The 19,920-nt window shown below is 67.8% G+C and carries 20 protein-coding genes; 18 read left to right on the top strand and 2 right to left on the bottom strand.

The window, feature by feature from the left end; translation table 11 throughout:
• Positions 1-24: 24 nt before the first annotated feature.
• The 4 genes from ACTG4X_RS08655 (at position 25) to ACTG4X_RS08640 (ending at position 4,216) form a co-directional block, all read left to right on the top strand.
• A complete protein-coding gene (locus ACTG4X_RS08655) occupies positions 25-1,035 on the top strand; it encodes a S1C family serine protease (protein ID WP_093048866.1) in 1,011 nt (336 codons plus the stop codon).
• Between the two features lie 26 nt (positions 1,036-1,061).
• Entirely contained in the window at positions 1,062-2,078 is a 1,017-nt protein-coding gene (locus ACTG4X_RS08650; RefSeq protein WP_093048863.1) for an AAA family ATPase, read from the top strand.
• Between the two features lie 111 nt (positions 2,079-2,189).
• On the top strand, positions 2,190-3,182 hold the full coding sequence (locus ACTG4X_RS08645) for a DUF58 domain-containing protein (protein ID WP_440533616.1): 993 nt from the start codon (positions 2,190-2,192) through the stop codon (positions 3,180-3,182).
• Entirely contained in the window at positions 3,179-4,216 is a 1,038-nt protein-coding gene (locus ACTG4X_RS08640) for a VWA domain-containing protein (RefSeq protein WP_093075782.1), read from the top strand. Before ACTG4X_RS08645 ends, ACTG4X_RS08640 begins: the two co-directional genes overlap by 4 nt.
• Here the strand turns inward: ACTG4X_RS08640 and ACTG4X_RS08635 are convergent.
• Both ACTG4X_RS08635 and ACTG4X_RS08630 read right to left on the bottom strand, forming a co-directional pair.
• The gene (locus tag ACTG4X_RS08635) at positions 4,200-4,844 is read right to left on the bottom strand and encodes a TetR/AcrR family transcriptional regulator (RefSeq protein ID WP_097199909.1); all 645 of its coding nucleotides are present in this window, start codon (positions 4,842-4,844) and stop codon (positions 4,200-4,202) included. The two genes, ACTG4X_RS08640 and ACTG4X_RS08635, sit on opposite strands and share 17 nt — an antisense overlap.
• Before the next feature lie 65 nt (positions 4,845-4,909).
• Positions 4,910-5,512, bottom strand: a complete 603-nt coding sequence (locus ACTG4X_RS08630) for a phenylacetic acid degradation protein PaaY (protein WP_440533615.1) — start codon at positions 5,510-5,512, stop codon at positions 4,910-4,912.
• 151 nt (positions 5,513-5,663) lie between these two features.
• On the opposite strand from ACTG4X_RS08630, the gene ACTG4X_RS08625 reads away from it, so the two are divergent.
• From ACTG4X_RS08625 to ACTG4X_RS08560, 14 genes are all read left to right on the top strand, one after another.
• Complete coding sequence (locus tag ACTG4X_RS08625; protein WP_440533614.1) at positions 5,664-6,467, top strand: enoyl-CoA hydratase-related protein; 804 nt, start codon at positions 5,664-5,666, stop codon at positions 6,465-6,467.
• A 3-nt stretch (positions 6,468-6,470) separates the two neighbouring features.
• A complete protein-coding gene (gene paaI / locus ACTG4X_RS08620; RefSeq protein WP_440533613.1) occupies positions 6,471-6,926 on the top strand; it encodes a hydroxyphenylacetyl-CoA thioesterase PaaI in 456 nt (151 codons plus the stop codon).
• A gap of 13 nt (positions 6,927-6,939) precedes the next feature.
• Entirely contained in the window at positions 6,940-8,250 is a 1,311-nt protein-coding gene (gene paaK / locus ACTG4X_RS08615; protein ID WP_097199911.1) for a phenylacetate--CoA ligase PaaK, read from the top strand.
• A 34-nt stretch (positions 8,251-8,284) separates the two neighbouring features.
• On the top strand, positions 8,285-9,295 hold the full coding sequence (gene paaA, locus ACTG4X_RS08610) for a 1,2-phenylacetyl-CoA epoxidase subunit PaaA (protein WP_440533612.1): 1,011 nt from the start codon (positions 8,285-8,287) through the stop codon (positions 9,293-9,295).
• Positions 9,292-9,600, top strand: coding sequence for a 1,2-phenylacetyl-CoA epoxidase subunit PaaB (gene paaB, locus ACTG4X_RS08605; RefSeq protein ID WP_093048835.1), 309 nt, complete (start codon positions 9,292-9,294; stop codon positions 9,598-9,600). Before paaA ends, paaB begins: the two co-directional genes overlap by 4 nt.
• 14 nt (positions 9,601-9,614) lie before the next feature.
• Positions 9,615-10,394: a 1,2-phenylacetyl-CoA epoxidase subunit PaaC gene (gene paaC / locus ACTG4X_RS08600; RefSeq protein WP_440533611.1), complete on the top strand. Its 780-nt coding sequence runs from the start codon at positions 9,615-9,617 to the stop codon at positions 10,392-10,394.
• A gap of 14 nt (positions 10,395-10,408) precedes the next feature.
• Positions 10,409-10,927, top strand: a complete 519-nt coding sequence (gene paaD / locus ACTG4X_RS08595) for a 1,2-phenylacetyl-CoA epoxidase subunit PaaD (RefSeq protein WP_440533610.1) — start codon at positions 10,409-10,411, stop codon at positions 10,925-10,927.
• A 16-nt stretch (positions 10,928-10,943) separates the two neighbouring features.
• The gene (gene paaE, locus ACTG4X_RS08590) at positions 10,944-12,029 is read left to right on the top strand and encodes a 1,2-phenylacetyl-CoA epoxidase subunit PaaE (protein ID WP_093048832.1); all 1,086 of its coding nucleotides are present in this window, start codon (positions 10,944-10,946) and stop codon (positions 12,027-12,029) included.
• A 37-nt stretch (positions 12,030-12,066) separates the two neighbouring features.
• The gene (locus tag ACTG4X_RS08585) at positions 12,067-13,215 is read left to right on the top strand and encodes an ABC transporter substrate-binding protein (RefSeq protein WP_258350889.1); all 1,149 of its coding nucleotides are present in this window, start codon (positions 12,067-12,069) and stop codon (positions 13,213-13,215) included.
• A 142-nt stretch (positions 13,216-13,357) separates the two neighbouring features.
• On the top strand, positions 13,358-14,386 hold the full coding sequence (locus tag ACTG4X_RS08580) for a branched-chain amino acid ABC transporter permease (protein WP_440533609.1): 1,029 nt from the start codon (positions 13,358-13,360) through the stop codon (positions 14,384-14,386).
• On the top strand, positions 14,383-16,299 hold the full coding sequence (locus ACTG4X_RS08575) for a branched-chain amino acid ABC transporter ATP-binding protein/permease (protein ID WP_440533608.1): 1,917 nt from the start codon (positions 14,383-14,385) through the stop codon (positions 16,297-16,299). Before ACTG4X_RS08580 ends, ACTG4X_RS08575 begins: the two co-directional genes overlap by 4 nt.
• Positions 16,296-17,027, top strand: coding sequence for an ABC transporter ATP-binding protein (locus tag ACTG4X_RS08570; protein ID WP_258350892.1), 732 nt, complete (start codon positions 16,296-16,298; stop codon positions 17,025-17,027). The genes ACTG4X_RS08575 and ACTG4X_RS08570 overlap by 4 nt, the downstream gene beginning before the upstream one ends.
• 42 nt (positions 17,028-17,069) lie before the next feature.
• Positions 17,070-19,142 carry a phenylacetic acid degradation bifunctional protein PaaZ gene (gene paaZ, locus ACTG4X_RS08565; RefSeq protein ID WP_440533607.1) on the top strand — a complete coding sequence of 691 codons (2,073 nt, stop codon included), beginning with the start codon at positions 17,070-17,072 and terminating at the stop codon, positions 19,140-19,142.
• Positions 19,142-19,900: an SDR family NAD(P)-dependent oxidoreductase gene (locus tag ACTG4X_RS08560; protein ID WP_440533606.1), complete on the top strand. Its 759-nt coding sequence runs from the start codon at positions 19,142-19,144 to the stop codon at positions 19,898-19,900. The genes paaZ and ACTG4X_RS08560 overlap by 1 nt, the downstream gene beginning before the upstream one ends.
• Positions 19,901-19,920: the final 20 nt, after the last annotated feature.

The raw sequence follows: 19,920 nt of genomic DNA, 5'->3' as shown, positions 1-19,920 counted from the left end.
GATTTTTTAGCCGGAGGTGCTCCGATGCGCAGGCCCGCTTTCTACAGCCGTTCGCCCCGCACGCTGCCACCGGCCGCAGACGAGGCGGCCGAACGGGCGGATGCGCCAGCATCGGCTGAAAACGCCGGCGGGGGCCAGTCCCTGCAGGCTGCTCCCGCGAAAAAACCCGGCTGGCAACCCGGTCGCCGCAGCTTCGCGCTGCTCTTCCTGCTGTCGGCCGCGCTGGTCACCGGCGCCGCCCTGTGGATGCCGCGCCCGGGCGCCAAGGCACTCACGCAAAAAGACATCGACGCGGCCGTGCTGCGCACGCTGCAGACCAACACCCTGCCCTCGCCCGCGGCCAAGGCGGCCGACATCATCCGGCCCTCGGTGGTGCGGGTGGTGAGCTACGGCGAAGAAAAGCACACGCCCGAAGCCAAGACCCAGAAGCGCGGACGCAACATCGCCAAGGGCAAGCCGCCCGAAGCCCCCAACGACGGCGAAGCCCCGGGCGAGGTCGAGCGCGGCGTGGGCACGGGCGTGGTGATCGTCGACAAGGGCGTGATCCTCACCAACCTGCACGTGGTCGCAGGCGCCGACAAGATCAAGGTCACCTTCTACGACGGGCTGGAAGCCATCGCCACCATCACCGGCGTGCAGCCCGAGAACGACCTCGCGGTGCTGCAGGCGCAGAAGATTCCCGACGACCTGATCCCCGCCACCATGCGCTCGACCGCCGACCTGCGCCCCGGCGACCAGGTGGCGGCCGTGGGCTTTCCGTTCGGCATCGGGCCATCGGTGTCGGCTGGCGTGGTGTCGGGCCTGAAGCGCTCGTTCCGCTCGCCCGAGGGCAAGCAGGAGCTGGGCAACCTGATCCAGTTCGATGCCGCAGCCAATCCGGGCAATTCAGGCGGGCCGCTGATCAATATGGACGGCGAGGTGCTCGGCATCGTCACCGCCATCCTCAACCCGACGCAGCAGCGCACTTTCATCGGCATCGGCTTCGCGGTGCCCATCGAGAACGCCGCTTCCGCCGCGGGTTCGCCACCGTTCTGACCGATCCTTCTTCGAAAGTCCTTCGCATGAGCACAGCAGAGACCGTCAACCCCACGCCCGCCGGCACCGCCGAACTGATGGAACAGATCCTCTACGAGGTGAAGCGCGTGGTCGTGGGCCAGGACCGCTTTCTGGAGCGCGTGATGGTCGGCATGCTTGCGGGCGGGCACCTGCTGGTCGAAGGCGTGCCGGGCCTTGCGAAGACGCTCACCATCAAGACGCTGGCCGACACCGTGCGCGGCCAGTTCAAGCGCATCCAGTTCACGCCCGACCTGGTGCCGGCCGACCTCGTGGGCACGCGCATCTACAACCAGAAGACCGGCGAGTTCAGCACCTCGCTGGGCCCCGTGTTCGCCAACCTGCTGCTGGCCGACGAAATCAACCGCGCGCCGGCCAAGGTGCAGAGCGCGCTGCTCGAAGTGATGCAGGAGCGCCAGGTCACCATCGCCGGCGAAACGCACAAGGTGCCGCGCCCCTTCCTCGTGATGGCCACGCAGAACCCCATCGAGACCGAGGGCACCTACCCGCTGCCCGAGGCGCAGGTCGACCGCTTCATGATGAAGGTGCTGGTCGACTACCCGAGCGACGAGGAGGAATTCGTCATCGTCCAGCGCGTGATCGGCCCGCCCGTCAACGCCACGCCGGTCGCCACCACCGAGCAGCTCGCGGCGCTGCAGGCCGAGGCGCGGCGCGTGTACGTCGACCCTTCGCTCATTCAATACGCCGTGAAGCTGGTGTCGGCCACGCGCACGCCCGAGAAGCACGGCCTGAAGGACCTGCGCCGCTTCATCACCTTCGGCGCCAGCCCGCGCGCCAGCATCAGCCTGACCGAAGGCGCGCGCGCCCTGGCACTCTTGCGCGGTCGCAGCTATGCGCTGCCGGAAGACATGACGGCGCTGGTGCCCGACGTGCTGCGCCACCGCGTGACGCTTTCCTACGAAGGCTTGTCCGAAGGCCTGACGCCCGATGGCCTAGTCGAGAAGATCATGCGTGCAGTCCCCGCCCCACCCAAACCGCTCGAACATGAAAAGCTGGTGGCCTGAAATGAGCACACCCCCAGTCTTCGCGCACTTCGTGTCGCTTCGCCAACCCCCTTGCAGGGGGCAACACCAGCGGCCCGGCAAAGCCGGTTCCGCGGTGTTCCCTGAAATCGCATGAAAAGCTGGTGGCGTAAGGCCCCCGCGGCCGCAAACGACGAACGGCTCGCCGCAGAAGCCGGCGGGGCCGAACGCGCGCTGCGCCGGCTCGAATGGACCGTGATCCGCCGCCTCGACGGCCTGTTGCAAGGCGACTACCGCACGCTGATGCGCGGCACCGGGCTCGACCTGGCCGACCTGCGCGAGTACCAGCACCACGACGACGTGCGCCACATCGACTGGAACGTCACCGCGCGGCTGCAGACGCCGCATGTGCGCGTGTTCACCGAAGACCGCGAAATGGCCGCGTGGTTCGTGCTCGACCTGAGCCGCTCGGTCGACTTCGGCTCGGGCCTGAAGGCCAAGCGCGAGATCTCGGCGGGCTTCGTCGGCGTGCTGGCACGGCTGCTCACGCGGCACGGCAACCGGGTCGGTGCGCTGGTCTACGGTAGCGACCTCGAAGCGGTGATTCCGCCGCGCAGCGGACGGCGCCATGTGCTGCACCTGCTGCATGCGATGGAAAAGCGCGCCGGCAAGGCCGAGACCGCCCCCACGCAGAAAGGCATGACGCGCCTGGACGGCCTGCTCAAGTCGGCCGCCATGCTGATGCCGCGCCGCTCCACCGTGTTCGTGGTGTCCGACTTCCTGAGCGAACCCGGCTGGGAGCGCCCGCTGGGCCAGCTGGTGCAACGCCATGAAGTGGTCGCCGTGCGCCTGTTCGACCCGCTCGAACTCGAACTGCCCGACCTCGGCCTGGTGCCGCTGCGCGATGCCGAGACCGGCGAGCAGCTGTGGGTCGACACCCATGACGCCGGTTTTCGCAAGCGCTTCGCGCGCCTGGCGTCCGAACGTGAAACCGCACTGCGCGAGGCGCTGGCAAGGGCAGGCGTCGACGCACTCGAGCTCTCGACCCAGGACGACCTGGTGGAAGCCATCGTCCGTTTCGCCGATATGCGCAAGCGCCGCACGCGCATCGGAGGCCCAGCAGGCATGAAGGCGGTGGCAGCATGACTTTTCTCTGGCCTCAATTCCTCTGGCTGCTGGCAGCCCTGCCACTGCTGATCCTGCTCTACCTCTGGCTGCTGCGGCGCAAGAAGAAGCTGGCCGTGCGCTACGCCAGCCTGTCGATCGTGCGCGAAGCCATGGGCGCCGGGCAGAGCATCCGGCGGCACATTCCGCCCTTGCTTTTCCTGCTGGCCATGGCTGCGATGCTCGTGGCCGCAGCGCGGCCAATGGCGGTGGTGGTGCTGCCGTCGAACCAGCAGACCATCATCCTGGCGATGGACGTGTCGGGCAGCATGCGCGCGGCCGACGTGCAGCCCAACCGGCTCGTGGCGGCGCAGGAGGCAGCCAAGAGCTTCATCAAGGACCTGCCGCGCAGCGTGAAGGTAGGCATCGTCGCCTTCGCGGGCAGCGCGCAGGTGGCGCAACTGCCCACCACCAACCACGAAGACCTGGTGACCGCCATCGACAGCTTCCAGCTCCAGCGCGCCACCGCCACGGGCAATGCCATCGTGGTGTCGCTGGCCACGCTGTTCCCCGATGCGGGCATCGACGTCGAACAGTTCAGCGCGCCGAGCCGCCAGCGCGGCATGCCGATCGACCAGAACGAGAAGAAGCTCAAGGACTTCACACCCGTGGCGCCGGGTTCCTTCACCTCCGCCGCGATCATCATGCTGACCGACGGCCAGCGCACCACCGGTGTCGACCCGCTCGATGCGGCCAAGGCTGCGGCCGACCGCGGCGTGCGCATCTACACGGTGGGCGTGGGCACCGTCGATGGCGAAACCATCGGCTTCGAAGGCTGGTCGATGCGCGTACGGCTCGACGAAGACACGCTCAAGGCCATCGCCAACAAGACGAACGCCGAGTACTTCTACGCCGGCACCGCGAACGACCTGAAGAAGGTCTACGAGACACTGAGCTCCAAGCTCACGGTGGAGAAAAAGGAAACCGAAATCTCGGCGCTGTTCGCGATGTGCGCGGCAGTGCTGACGCTGCTGTCGGCGGGGCTGTCGCTGCTCTGGTTCAACCGGATTCTTTAGCAGGCCTTCGCGGCTTGGCAGCCGGCGCATCGGGCGTCTTGACCGCCCCGATGCCCCCCAGGAACAGATCGGCCACGATCGGCGCAATGGCCGCGTGGTCGAGCCGGCCGCCGGGCTTCATCCAGGTGAACATCCAGTTGATCATGCCGAACAACAGCATGGTCAGCGGCTTGGCAAGGTCGTCACTCGGCGCACCGGGGCGCAGCGCAGACACCGCACGCGCAAAGCCCGCGACCACCTCGCGCTCCTTGTCGAGCACGCGTTCGCGGTCGGCTTCCGCGAGAAAGCGCACGTCGTCGGTCAGCACGCGGTGCGCGTCCTGCGCGCCGGCGTATTCCTCGACGATGCGGTAGATGAAGCGGCGCAGGCGCTGCTCGTCGGTGTGCGTCGAGGCCTCTTCCTCGGCTACCAGCGCCGCGAGCTTGGAGACGTGCGTCTCGGCAATGCTGATCAGCAGGCTGCTCTTGTCCTTGTAGTAGTGATAGAGCGTGGCCTTCGAGAGGCCGCAGGCCTCGGCCACCTGGTTCATCGAGGTGGCGGGATAGCCGCTGCGCGCGAACAGCTGGGCGGCCTGCGCGAGGATCAGTTCACGCTGATCGTCGTAAGTGGCGGATCTTCCACGCGGCATCGGGTCGGTTTCCTGGGTTGGACTGTTGGGGACAACGCGCGATCTTGCACGAAGCGCGGATGAGGTCAGCCCCGCTTGGTGGCAATGAGCGAACGCACCTCGGTAGCCGGCAGGCGCGGACGGCCTGCCTCCACCTGCGCGAGCGGCGCCACCTCATGCAGGCTCGCGAGGCTGCGCACCGTGAGGTCCTGGTAGGTCTGCGTGCCTTCGAGCTTCCACGCGATCTCGTCCTCGCTCAACTCGCGCTTCACCTTTGCTGGAATGCCCGCGACCAGCGAACGTGCCGGCACCTTCATGCCGGCCGGCACGAAGGCACAGGCCGCGACGATGGCCTTCTCGCCGATCTCGGCCTCGTCCATCACCACAGCGTTCATGCCCACCAGCGCGTCGCGCCGCACGATGCAGCTGTGCAGGATCGCACCATGGCCGATGTGGCCGTTGACCTCGATCACCGTGTCGTTGTCGGGAAAGCCGTGCACGCAGCAGTGGTCCTGCACGTTCGAGCCCTCCTCCAGCACGATGCGGCCGAAGTCGCCGCGCAGGCTGGCGCAGGGGCCTACATAACAGTTCGGGCCGACGATCACGTCGCCGATCAGCACGGCAGTGGGGTGTACGTACGCGCTCGGGTCGACGACCGGAATTACGCCGTCGATGGAATAGCTGGGCATTCGGTCTCCTTTGTTTTTCGCGTGACTCAGGGTTTGCCCTGAATAGCTCCCGCTTGTGCCGGTAGCAGGCTCGATACTAAAATCAACCGAACGGTCGGTCAATAGTGTTTGCACTCCGATCCGCTCCCACAAAGGATGAAAGAGACACGCGATGACTGAGCCTTTGGTACTCACCGGCAACGCCGGCGCCGTGCGCACGTTGAGCCTCAACCGCCCCGCGGCGCTCAACAGCTTCACGACGCAGCTGCACGCCGAACTCATGGCGGCGCTGGAGCTGGCGGCCCAAGACGCGAGCGTGCGCTGCGTAGTGCTCACGGGCGCAGGCCGCGCCTTCTGCGCAGGGCAGGACCTGGCCGACCCTTCGGTCGCCCCCGACCCGACGCCCGGCGCCGCGCCCAAGGACCTGGGCCACGTCATCTCCACTTACTACGCCCCGCTGGTCGCGCGCCTGCGCTCGATGCCGGTGCCGGTGATCGCAGCCGTCAACGGCGTGGCCGCCGGAGCGGGCGCCAACCTCGCGCTGTGCTGCGACCTCGTGGTGGCCGCCCGCTCGGCCAGCTTCATCCAGGCATTCACCAAGATCGGCCTCGTGCCCGACACCGGCGGCACCTGGCTGCTGCCGCGCCTCGTGGGTTCGGCTCGCGCACTCGGCATCGCGCTGCTGGGCGACAAGCTGCCGGCGGAAGAAGCCGCTCGCATCGGCCTGATCTGGCAATGCGTGGACGACGCGGCGCTGACCGAAACCACGGCGGCGCTCGCACTGAAGCTGGCCGGCATGCCGACCCGCGCCCTCGTCGCCACGCGCCAGGCCATGGCCTCCGCGCAAGACATGGACCTCGATGCGGCACTCGCCGAAGAAGCCCGCCTCCAGCGCGACATGGGCAACGCCAACGACTACCGCGAAGGCGTCGAAGCCTTCCGCGCCAAGCGCGCCCCCGTGTTCAAGGATCGCTGAGCCATGACCGACACCACCCGCACACCCCAGCAGACGGCCGAGTACGTCCGCGACGGCATGTTCGAGAACGACAACGCCAGCAAGGGCCTGGGCATGCGCATCGTCGAGGTCGGCCCCGGCCAGGCCACCATCGAGATGCGCGTGCGCGCCGACATGCTCAACGGCCACGCCATCTGCCACGGCGGCTTCATGGCCACGCTGGCCGACTCGACCTTCGCCTTTGCCTGCAACTCGTACAACGAGCTGACCGTGGCCTCGGGCTTTGCCATCGACTTCATCGCCCCGGCGCGCGAGGGCGACCTGCTCACCGCGCGCTGCCACGAGGTGTCCAAGGCCGGCCGCACCGGCGTGTACGACACCGAAATCATCAACCAGCGCGGCGAGCGCATCGCGATGTTCCGCGGCCGTTCCTACACAGCCAAGGGCCGCCCCGCCGTCCCGAACGCCGCTGCCGCCTGAGGAGACAACAGACATGACCGTGAAACGCCCCGCCCCCGGCGACCTCGACCCCATCGAAACCGCCAGCCGCGACGAGATCGCCGCGCTGCAGCTCACCCGCCTGCGCGCCACGCTGCAGCGCGCCTACGACAACGTGCCGCACTACCGCAAGGCCTTCGACGCCAAGGGCGTGCACCCCGACGACCTGAAGTCGCTCGCCGACCTGTCGAAGTTTCCGTTCACGGTGAAGAGCGACCTGCGCGACAACTACCCCTTCGGCATGTTCGCCGTGCCGCGCGAAAACGTCGCGCGCATCCATGCGTCGTCGGGCACCACCGGCAAGCCGACCGTGGTCGGCTACACGCTGAAGGACATCGACACCTGGGCCAACCTCGTGGCGCGTTCCATCCGCGCTGCGGGCGGGCGGCCCGGCGACATGGTGCACGTGTCTTACGGCTACGGCCTCTTCACCGGCGGCCTCGGCGCGCACTACGGCGCCGAGCGCGCGGGCTGCACCGTCATCCCGATGTCGGGCGGCCAGACCGAGAAGCAGGTGCAGATCATTCAGGACTTCAAGCCGGACATCATCATGGTCACGCCCAGCTACATGCAGGTGATCATCGAGCAGTTCGAGCGCCAGGGCCTCGACGCCAAAGACAGCTCGCTGAAGGTCGGCATCTTCGGCGCCGAGCCATGGACCGAAGCCATGCGCCGCGACATCGAGGCCAAGGCCGGCATCGACGCCGTCGACATCTACGGCCTGAGCGAAGTGATGGGCCCCGGCGTGGCCAGCGAATGCGTCGAGAGCAAAGATGGCCCCGTCATCTGGGAAGACCACTTCTACCCCGAGATCATCGACCCCGAGACCGGCGAGCTGAAGGCCGACGGCGAAGAAGGCGAACTGGTCTTCACCTCGCTGAGCAAGGAGGCCATGCCCATCGTGCGCTACCGCACGCGCGACCTCACGCGCCTGCTGCCGCCCACTTCGCGTTCGTTCCGCCGCATGGGCAAGATCGTCGGGCGCAGCGACGACATGATGATCATCCGCGGCGTCAACGTCTTCCCCACGCAGGTCGAAGAAATCGTGCTCGCGCACAAGGCGCTGTCGGGCCTCTACCAGGTGCACGTGAGCCGCGCCGACAAGCTCGACCAGGTCGAGGTGCACTGCGAGCTCAACCCCGCCGACGCCGCCTCGGCGGATCGCACCGCCATCGGCGAATGGGTGCAGCACCGCGTGAAGACGCTCATCGGCATTTCCACGCGCGTCGTGGTTCACGCGCCCAACGAGATGGAACGCACCCAGACCGGCAAGGCACGCCGCGTGATCGACACGCGCCCGCGCTGAGCCGCCCCTCACACCCCACCGAAAGGACACGCACATGTACACCCAGGCAATGGACACCATGGGCAAGGACGCAGGCGACGGCAAGCAGAAGGCCGTGCGCTCCGCCGAGGAAATGCAGCTCGAAGAGCGCTTCGACGCGCACATCGATGCCGGCGACTTCATCGAGGCAAAAGACTGGATGCCCGAGCACTACCGCAAGACGCTGGTGCGCCAGATCAGTCAGCACGCGCACTCCGAAATCGTCGGCATGCTGCCCGAAGGCAACTGGATCAGCCGCGCGCCCACGCTCAAGCGCAAGGCCATCCTGCTGGCCAAGGTGCAGGACGAAGGCGGCCACGGCCTCTACCTGTATGCCGCCGCCGAAACGCTGGGCACCTCGCGCGACCAGATGTTCGACGCGCTGCACAGCGGCAAGGCCAAGTACAGCTCGATCTTCAACTACCCCACGCTGACCTGGGCCGACATGGGCACCATCGGCTGGCTGGTCGACGGCGCGGCCATCATGAACCAGGTGCCGATCTGCCGCTGCTCGTACGCGCCGTACGCCCGCGCCATGATCCGCATCTGCCGCGAGGAGAGCTTTCACCAGCGCCAGGGCTACGAGGCCCTGCTCACCATGATGACCCACGGCACCGACGCGCAGAAGGCGATGGTGCAGGACGCGGTCGACCGCTGGTGGTGGCCGTCGATCATGATGTTCGGCCCGCCGGACGACCAGTCGCCCAACAGCGCGCAATCGATGCGCTGGGGCATCAAGCGCTTCAGCAACGACGAGCTGCGCCAGAAGTTCATCGACGCCGCCGTCGAGCAGGCAGCCATCCTCGGCGTGACCCTGCCCGACCCCGACCTGAAGTGGAACGAAGAGCGCCAGGCGCATGACTTCGGCGCCATCGACTGGAGCGAGTTCTGGCGCGTGATCGCCGGCGACGGCCCCTGCAACCGCGAGCGGCTGCAGGCGCGCGTCGACGCCTGGGAAGACGGCGCATGGGTGCGCGAAGCCGCGATGGCCCACGCCAACAAGCAACCAATGAAGGAGGCCGCATGAGCGCCCCAAATACCCAAGACAGCAAGCAAGAGTGGCCCCTGTGGGAAGTGTTCGTTCGCAGCAAGGCCGGTCTCGACCACAAGCACTGCGGCAGCCTGCACGCGGCCGATTCGAAGATGGCGATCCAGATGGCGCGTGACGTGTACACGCGCCGCCAGGAAGGCAGCAGCATCTGGGTGGTGCGCTCCGAGCAGATCGTGGCCAGCGACCCGGGCGACAAGGACATGTTCTTCGACCCGGCGGAAGACAAGGTGTACCGCCACCCGACCTTCTACGCGCTGCCCAAGTCGGTCGACCACATGTGAGCAAGGCCAGGACCATGCAAGCATCGATCGAACTGAACCGCACACCCGCCGTGCAGTACCTGCTGCGCATCGGCGACACCTGCCTCGTGCTCGCGCAGCGCCTGGGTGAATGGTGCGGCCACGCGCCTGTGCTGGAAGAAGACATCGCGATGGCCAACATCGCGCTCGACCTCGTCGGCCAGGCGCGCGCGCTGCTCACGCATGCCGGCAAGCTCGAAGGAGCCGGCCGCGAGCACGACGAAGACCAGCTGGCCTACCTGCGCGACGAGCGCGACTACTTCAACCTCACCATCGCCGAACTGCCGCGCGGCGACTTCGCCTTTGCCGTGGTGCGCAACACGATGGTCTCGACGCTGCTCAAGCTGCTGTGGCAGCGCCTCGCCGCATCGAACGACGCCGAAGTGGCCGCCATCGCCGGCAAGGCCGTGAAGGAAGCGCGCTACCACCAGCAGCACTCGGGCGACTGGGTGGTGCGCCTGGGCGACGGCACCGACGAATCGCGCCAACGCACTGAAAAAGCGCTGAAGCAGCTGTGGCTCTACGTGCCGGAGCTCTTCGAGAGCGACGCGGTGGATGCCGAAGCCAGCGCCAGCGGCCTCGGCCCGGCGTGGAGCGAGTTGCGCGACCCTTGGCTCGGCGAGATGCAGCAGGTACTCGACGCGGCCGGCCTCGCCATGCCCAAGGAAGCTGCCTTCCGCAGCAACGGCAAGCGCGGCGTGCACAGCGAGCACATGGGCTACATCCTCGCGGAGATGCAGCACCTGCAGCGCAGCTACCCCGGGGGCGTGTGGTGACCACGGCCGACCTCATGGCAGCCTCGCGCGCCGATGCCGCGTGGGCCGTGCTGCACACCGTGCTCGACCCCGAGGTGCCGGCCGTGTCGGTCTGCGACCTCGGCATCGTGCGCGACGTGATCGAGCACGACGACGGCCTGGAGATCGTGCTCACGCCAACGTACTCCGGCTGCCCCGCGACCGAAGCCATCGAGCACGACGTGCTGGCCGCAATCGAGCAGGCCGGCCTCGGCCGCGCCCGCGCCACCCTGCGCCGCGCCCCCGCCTGGAGCAGCGACTGGATCAGCGACGAAGGCCGCGCCAAGCTCAAGGCCTACGGCATCGCGCCACCGGCCCACCTCACACCCGAAGCCGCGGCCAACACCGCAATGCCGATCAAGCTCTTCGGCCGCATCGCAGGCGAACGCATCGCCTGCCCGCGCTGCGCGAGCGAGCGTACCGAACGCCTTTCGGCCTTCGGCTCGACCGCCTGCAAGGCGCTCTATCGCTGCATGGCCTGCCGCGAGCCTTTCGAACATTTCAAGCCAATCTAAAAAAGCGCCCCAAGCGATGAGCACCCTCTTCCACCCCTTGCGCGTGAAGGCCATCGAGCCCGATACGGCCGAGGCCGTCATCGTCTCGTTCGAAGTGCCGGGCGACCTGCAGCAAGTCTTCGGCTTCACGCAGGGCCAGTACCTCACCCTGCGCCACGACATCGACGGCCAAGACCTGCGCCGCTCCTATTCGATCTGCGCCGGCCTCGACGACGGCGAGCTGCGCGTCGGCGTGCGCAAGGTGCGCGGTGGCGTGTTCTCCAACTGGATCAACGCCAGCCTGCAGCCCGGCGACACCCTGCAGGTGATGGCGCCGCAGGGCCGCTTCTTCGTGCCCATCGAGCCGGCTTCGGCCCGCCATCACGTGGGCATTGCAGGCGGCAGCGGCATCACGCCCATCCTGTCGATCATGAAGACGGTGCTGGCCCGGGAGCCCGCGAGCCGCTTCACGCTGATCTACGGCAACCGCCAGCTCCAGTCCACGATGTTCAAGGAAGAAATCGAGGACCTGAAGAACCGCTACATGACGCGCCTCGTGCTGCAGCATGTGTTCTCCGACGAGCACACCGATTCGCCGCTGGGCTTCGGCGTGATGAACCGCGAGAAGATCGGCGAGTTCCTCAAGAGCGTGGTGCCGGCTGCGCAGATCGACCACGTGTACGTGTGCGGCCCGTTCCAGATGAACGACGAAGCCGAGGCCGCGCTGCTGGCAGCCGGTGTGCCCGAAGACCGCATCCACATCGAACGCTTCGGCGTCGCCCTGCCCTCGGCCACCCAGGTGGGCGCGGTGGTGCACGAGGCGCAGCCCGGAGACGCCAAGCAGGCGCGCATCGTCATCGTGCGCGACGGCCTGCAGCGCGAGATCACCTACACCGAAGGACAGCCCAGCATCCTCGACGCGGCATCGGCTGCGGGCCTTGAAGTGCCCTTCTCGTGCACCTCGGGCGTGTGCGGCACCTGCCGCGCAAAGTGCGTTGACGGGGAAGTCCGCATGGAAAGAAACTTCGCGCTCGACAAGAATGAAGTAGCCGCGGGATTCATCCTGACCTGCCAGGCCCACCCCCTGACCGAACGAGTAACGCTCTCATTCGACGAGCGCTAGCACTTCAACGTTTTTTTCAACCCGGAGACAAGACCAAATGAAATTCTTCTTCAAGCCCCTGCTGATCGCCGCGCTGTGCGCCACCGCCGCCGCATCGTGGGCCGACGTCACTGTCGGCGTGACGGTCTCGGCCACCGGCCCTGCCGCCTCGCTCGGCATCCCCGAGAAGAACACCATCTCGCTGATGCCCAAGACTCTCGGGGGCCAGAAGATCAACTACATCGTGCTCGACGACGCATCGGACACCACCGCAGCCGTGGCCAACACGCGCAAGCTCATCACCGAGAACAAGGTCGACATCGTGCTGGGTTCTTCCACCACGCCCACCTCGCTCGCCATGATCGACGTGGTCAGCGAGGCCAAGGTGCCGATGATCTCGGTGGCCGCCTCGGCCCGCATCGTCGAGCCGGTGGACGCCAAGAAGCGCTGGGTCTTCAAGACGCCGCAGAACGACATCATGATGTCGCTCGCCATTGCCGAGCACATGGCCTCCAACGGCGTGAAGACCGTCGCCTTCATCGGCTTTGCCGACGCCTACGGCGAAGGCTGGTCTGAAGAATTCGCCAAGGCCGCCGCGCTGAAGAAGATCACCGTGGTCGCCAACGAACGCTATGCGCGCACCGACACCTCGGTGACGGGCCAGGTGCTGAAGATGATGGCCTCGAAGGCTGACGCCGTGCTGGTCGCGGGTGCGGGCACGCCGGCCGCGCTGCCGCAGAAGGCGCTCAAGGAGCGCGGCTACACCGGCAAGATGTACCAGACGCACGGCGTGGCGAACGCCGACTTCCTGCGCGTCGGCGGCAAGGACGTGGAAGGCACCTTCCTACCGGCCGGCCCGGTGCTCGTGGCCGACCAGCTGCCCGCCAGCAACCCGGTGAAGAAGTCGGCCCTGACCTATGTGACAGCCTACGAAGCCGCCTACGGCAAGGGCACGGTGTCGACCTTCGGCGCGCACGCCTGGGACGCCGGCCTGCTGATGAGCTCGGCCGTGCCGGTCGCGCTGAAGAAGGCACAGCCTGGCACGCCCGAGTTCCGCGCCGCACTGCGCGATGCGCTGGAGCAGACCAAGGAAGTGTCGGGCGCACATGGCGTTTTCAACATGACCGAGAAGGACCACCTGGGCCTGGACCAACGCGCCCGCGTGATGGTGAAGATCGAAAACGGCGCCTGGAAATACCAGCCCTGATCAACTGGGCTCGCCCCCAGGCTTCGCGCACTTCGCGTCGCTTCTCCTACCCCCTACCGGGGGCAACACCGGAGGCCCGGCAAAGCCGGCTCCTCGGTGTTCCCGATCTGACTAACGGGCGCCGCCCGAAGGCTGTTGTTATATGGATTCGCAGATCGCCCTTTTGCTGGGGCAGGACGGCATCGTCAACGGTGCCGTCTACGGTTTGATGGCGCTCGCGCTGGTGCTGGTGTTTTCAGTCACGCGCGTCATCTTCATTCCCCAGGGCGAGTTCGTCGCCTTTGGGGCGCTCTCCATGGCGATGCTGCAGGCCGGCCGCGTGCCGGCCACGCTGTGGCTTCTGCTGGTGCTGGCTGTCGCGGTGCTGCTGGTGGAGTTCTGGCGCTGGAAGCGCGGCGCGGTGGTCGACTGGGCCTCCGCGCTCGCGTGGTGCGTGGTGCTGCCGGTGGCGGCGGCCGCGCTGGTGCTGCTGCTCAAGCCGACCTCGATGGCGGGCCAGACGCTCGCCACGCTGCTGCTCATCATGCCGCTCGGCCCGCTGCTCTATCGCCTGGCCTACCGGCCGCTGGCGGATGCCAACGTGCTGATGCTGCTGATCGTCTCGGTCGCGCTGCATGGCGTGCTGGTCGGCCTGGGCCTGCTGTTCTTCGGCGCCGAGGGTTCGCGCACCACGCCGTTCTCCGAGGCTCGCTTCGACATCGGCGGCATTCCGGTCAGCGGGCAATCGCTGGTAGTGGTTGGCGTCACGCTGCTGCTGGTGATCGCCATGTTCCTGTTCTTCGGCCGCTCGATGGTGGGCAAGGCGTTGCGCGCAACCGCCATCAACCGCGTAGGTGCACGGCTGTCGGGCATTCCGACCGAACTGTCGGGCGACCTGAGCTTCGCGCTCGCGGCGCTCATCGGCGCCATCTCGGGCCTGCTGATCGCGCCGATCACCACGGTGTATTACGACACCGGCTTCCTCATAGGCCTGAAGGGCTTCGTCGCCGCCATCGTCGGCGGGCTCGCAAGCTATCCGCTGGCACTGGCCGGCGCGCTGCTGGTCGGCCAGCTCGAATCGTTCGCCTCTTTCTGGGCCAGCCCGTTCAAGGAAGTGCTGGTCTTCACCCTGATCATTCCCGTGCTGTGGTGGCGTTCGCTCAACAGCCATCATGTGGAGGACGAAGAATGAGCGCGTCTTCTCCGAACAACATTGCCGTGCCCGCACAACCCGAAGGCAAGCCGCTGGTCACGCCGCGCCAGCTCACGCTGGTGTGCGTGGTGCTGCTGGCATTGGCCTGGGGCTTCCTGCCCGAATTCACCGTCTCGGTGCTCAGCAACATCGGCCTGTATGCGCTGGTCGCTGCCGGGCTGGTCATGCTGACCGGCGTGGGCGGCATGACCTCTTTCGGCCAGGCCGCCTTCGTGGGCATGGGCGCCTATGCCACGGCGTGGATCTGCACGTCGCCTACCGCCGCCGCGTGGCTGGGCGGCGCGGTCAGCCCGGCCTTGCTGCCATGGGCCGGCCTGCTGCTGGGACTGGTGTTCACCTTCGCGCTGGCCTGGGCGCTGGGTTCGGTCACGCTCAAGCTGCAAGGCCACTACCTGCCGCTGTGCACCATCGCCTGGGGCCTGAGCCTGTACTACCTGCTGGGCAACATGGACTTCCTGGGCGGGCAGACCGGCATCACCGGCGTGCCGCCGCTGGTGGTGGCCGGCGTGTCGCTGGCCACGCCGCGCATGCTGGGCGTGGTGATCTGGGCGGCGCTGCTGCTGGCGCTCTGGGCGCTGCACAACCTGCTCGATTCGCGCGAAGGCCGCGCCATCCGCGCGCTCAAGGGCGGGCGGCTCATGGCCGAGTCGATGGGTGTGGACACGGCACGCCACCGCATCAAGCTCTTTGTGCTGGCCGCGCTGCTCGCAGCGGTGTCGGGCTGGCTCTACGCGCACCTGCAGCGCTTCGTGAACCCGACGCCCTTCAACCTGAACATCGGCATCGAGCTGCTGTTCATGGCGGTGGTCGGTGGCGCGGGCCATCTGTGGGGCGCGGTGCTGGGCGCAACGCTGATCACGCTGCTGAAGGAAAAGCTGCAGGACATCCTGCCCGCGTTGCTCGGCAGCAGCGGCAATTTCGAAGTGATCGTGTTCGGTCTGCTGATGCTCTTCGTGCTGCAGCGCTTCTCCGATGGCCTGTGGCCCACGCTGGCGCGCATCGTGCGCCGCTGGGTGCGCGATGACTCGGCGGGCAAGGCCGCCGCCGCAGCAGCGCTCGCCAAGACTCCCTCTACCGTGCAGCTCGCACAACGCGCCCTGCCCCCTAGTGGCGAACTGCTGCTGCAAGCCAGCGACGTGAGCAAGCGTTTCGGCGGCCTCGTCGCCAACAACTCGATCTCGATGACGCTCAAGGCCGGCGAGATCCACGCGCTGATCGGCCCGAACGGCGCTGGCAAGAGCACCTTCTTCAACATGATCTCGGGCGTGGACGATCCCACCTCGGGCGAGGTGAAGCTCGCGGGCCAGTCGATGGCAACGAAGCCGTCGCGCGCCTTTGCCGCACTGGGCCTGGGCCGCACCTTCCAGCACGTGCGCCTGCTCGGCCAGCGCAGCGTGGTCGAGAACGTCGCGCTCGGCGCCCACCTGCGCGCAAAGCGCGGCTGGCTCGCGGCAATGCTGCGGCTGGACCGCGCCGAAGAAGCCGCGCTGATGGCCGAAGCCCGCAAGCAGATCGAACGCTGCGGCCTAGGCCCACATGCCGACACGCCCGCCGCATCGCTTTCTTTGGGACAGCAGCGCGTGGTCGAAATCGCCCGCGCACTCGCTGGCCAGCCTTCGGTGCTGCTGCTCGACGAACCCGCGGCTGGCCTGCGCCATCTTGAAAAGCGAGCCCTCTCTGTGCTGCTGAGCCAGCTGCGCGCCGAGGGCCTCGGCATCCTCGTGGTGGAGCACGACATGGAGTTCGTGATGAATCTCGCCGACCGCATCACGGTGCTCGAATTCGGCACCGTCATCGCCACCGGCACGCCCGCCGAAGTGCAGGCCAACCCGCGCGTGCTCGAAGCCTATCTGGGCGGCGCTGACGACGAACTGCTGGAAGACGCACGATGAGCCACCCTCTGCTTCAACTCGAGGACTTCTGCGTTGCCTACCGCACCGTGGAGGCGGTGCACAACGTGCGCCTGCAGGTGAACGAAGGCGAGATCGTCACCGTGATCGGCCCCAACGGCGCCGGCAAGACCACGCTGCTGTGCGCTGCCATGGGCCTGCTGCAGTCCACCGGCCGGCTCTCGCTGGGCGGCGAGCGCATCGCTCGCCCCGGCGTCGAAACGATGGTGGCGCGAGGCGTGGCGCTGGTGCCCGAGCGGCGCGAGCTGTTCGGCGAGATGTCGGTCGAAGACAACCTGCTGCTCGGCGGCTTCTACCAGTGGCGCAAGGGCAAGCGCGACCAGCGTGCGCGCATGGACGAGATCTTCGAGATCTTCCCGCGCCTGCGCGAACGCCGTCCGCAGATGGCATCGACGCTCTCGGGCGGCGAACGCCAGATGCTGGCCATCGGCCGCGCGCTGATGGCGCGGCCCCGCCTGCTGATGCTCGACGAACCCTCGCTCGGCCTTGCACCGCTGGTGGTGCGCGAAGTGCTGCGCGTGGTGTCGCAGCTGCGCAGCCATGGCGTGTCGGTGCTGCTGGTGGAGCAGAACGCGCGCGCCGCGCTGCAGGTGGCCGACCGCGCCTATGTGCTCGAAATGGGCGCCGTGGCGCTCGAAGGCAAGGCGCGCGACCTGCTGCACGACCAACGAATCATCGACACCTACCTGGGCATCGGCAAGAAGGACTGACCCAGTCTTCGAGCCGGCGCCATTGACCAAAGGACACGCACCATGACCACCACCCTCCAAAGCTACATCGCCGGCCGCTGGATCGGCCAGCAGGCTGCGCAGCAACTGCGCAGTGCCGTCAACGGCCAGCCCGTGGCGAGCACGCACGCCGAGGCCATCGACTTCGCCGAGGCGCTGCAGTACGCGCGTCGCACCGGCATTCCCGCGCTGATGGCGCTCGACTTCCAGCAGCGAGCCGAACGCCTGAAGGCGCTGGCCAAGTACCTGGCCGCGAACAAGGAAGCGCTCTACGCCGTCTCGACCCACACGGGTGCGACGCGCGCCGACAGCTGGATCGACATCGAGGGCGGTGCGGGCACGCTGAGCGCTTACGCCGGCATCGGCACCAACGAGCTGCCCTCGGGCAACCTCGTGCACGAAGGCCCGGCCTTCCCGCTCGGCAAGAAGGGCGGCTTCGCGGGTACGCACATCCTGGTGCCGCGCGGCGGCGTGGCGGTGCACATCGACGCGTTCAACTTTCCCATCTGGGGCCTGCTCGAGAAGTTCGCGCCCAGCTTCCTCGCGGGCATGCCCTGCATCGGCAAGCCGGCCACGGCCACCAGCTACCTCACCGAGGCGCTGATGCGCCTCATCGTGCAGTCGGGCATCCTGCCTGCGGGCAGCCTGCAACTCGTGATCGGCAGCACGGGCGACCTGCTCGACCGGCTCGAAGGCCCCGACGTGGTGACCTTCACCGGCTCGGCCGATACCGCTGCCAAGCTGCGCGTGCACCCGAACATCGTGCGCCAGTCGATCCCGTTCAACGCCGAGGCCGACTCGCTGAACTGCGCGATCCTCGCGCCCGACGTGACGCCCGACGACGAGGAGTTCGATCTCTTCGTGAAGGAAGTGGCGCGCGAGATGACCACCAAGGCCGGCCAGAAGTGCACGGCCATCCGCCGCGCGATCGTGCCGCGCCAGCATCTCGATGCGGTGGCCGAGCGGCTGCGCGCGCGGCTCGCGAAAACTGTCGTCGGCGATCCGTCGCGCGAAGAAGTGCGCATGGGCGCCCTCGCCTCGCGCGACCAGCAGGCCGACGTGGCCGAACGCGTGGCCACGCTGCTGAAGGGCGCGGAGCTGGTGTACGGCGAGCGCGACGGCTTCTCGCCGGTGGGCGACGGCGTGAGCGAAGGCGCGTTCTTCGCGCCCACGCTGCTGCTGAGCCGCAAACCGCTCGAACACGACGCCGCGCACGACGTCGAGGCCTTCGGCCCCGTCAGCACGCTGATGCCCTACGACGGCATCGATGAGGCGCTGGCACTGGCCGCGCGCGGCCGCGGCAGCCTGGTGGGCACGCTGGTCACGCGCGACCCGGCCATCGCGGCCAAGGCGATCCCGGTTGCTGCCGCATGGCACGGCCGCCTGCTGGTGCTCGACCGCGAGGCCGCGGCCGAGTCGACTGGCCACGGCTCGCCGCTGCCGCAGCTCAAGCACGGCGGCCCCGGCCGCGCGGGCGGCGGCGAAGAGCTCGGCGGACTGCGCGCCGTGAAGCACTACCTCCAGCGCGCCGCGGTGCAGGGCTCGCCCACCATGCTGGCCGCCATCACCGGCGAACACGTGCGCGGCGCGGCCGTGCGCGAGAGCGATGTGCACCCCTTCCGCCGCTACTTCGAAGACCTGCGCATCGGCGACTCGCTGCTCACGCACCGCCGCACCGTCGGCGAGGCCGACATCGTGGCCTTCGGCGGCATCTCGGGCGACTACTTCTACATGCACTTCGACGAGGTGGCCGCGAAGCAGTCGCCCTTCGGCAAGCGCATTGCGCACGGGTACTTCGTGCTGTCGGCCGCGGCCGGGCTGTTCGTGTCGCCATCGCCGGGACCGGTGCTGGCCAACTACGGCCTCGACACGCTGCGCTTCACCAAGCCCGTGGGCATCGGCGACACCATCCAGGCGCGCCTGACCTGCAAGCGCAAGATCGACCGCAACAAGAAGGACGCGAGCGGCCAGGGCCAGGGCGTGGTGGCATGGGACGTGGAAGTGACGAACCAGGACGGCGAGCTGGTCGCCAGCTACGATATCCTGACGCTCGTTTCCAAGAAACCCGAAACCACCTCCACTCCAGCCTCTACCTGATGTTCGATCTCACTGGCAAAGTCGCGCTCGTCACGGGCGGCAACGGGGGCATCGGCCTCGGCATGGCTCAGGGCCTTGCCAAGGCCGGTGCGCGCGTCATCGTCGCCGCGCGCAATGCACAGAAGTCGGCCGCTGCCGTCGAAGCGCTGAAGGCGCTGGGCAGCGACAGCTTCGCGCTCGAAGCCGACGTGAGCGACGAAGCTTCGGTGCAGAAGCTGTTCGACGACGCCGCCGCGCGCTGCGGCCGGCTCGACATCCTGGTCAACAACGCCGGCACCAACATACGCAAGCCGGTCGACCAGCTCTCGCTGGACGAGTGGCACCAGGTGATGAACACCAACCTCACCAGCGCCTTCCTGTGCAGCCGCGCCGCGCACCCGCACCTGAAGGCCGCGGGCGGCGGCAAGATCATCAACATCGGCTCGATGATGTCGATCTTCGGCGCGCCCTATGCGCCGGCCTATGCCGCGAGCAAGGCCGGCATCGTGCAGCTCACCAAGTCGACGGCGCTCTCATGGGCGGCCGACAACATCCAGGTCAACGCGATCCTGCCGGGCTGGTTCGAGACCGAACTGACCGATGGCGCGCGCAGCCAGGTTCCGGGCCTGTACGAGCGGGTGAAGGCCCGCGCCGCCGCCGGCCGCTGGGGCCAGCCGGCCGACATTGCCGGCACCGCCGTGTTCCTCGCGAGCCCCGCGTCGGACTACGTGACGGGCACGGCCATTCCCGTCGACGGCGGGTTTTCCATTTCGGGCTGATGCCCGCGGGCCGTGTAAAT

It is taken from the genome of Variovorax sp. YR566 (assembly GCF_051992195.1).
Classification (GTDB): Bacteria; Pseudomonadota; Gammaproteobacteria; order Burkholderiales; family Burkholderiaceae_C; genus Variovorax.
The sequence above is the reverse complement of the archived record's forward strand: the minus strand, read 5'-3'. Positions and strand labels throughout refer to the sequence as shown.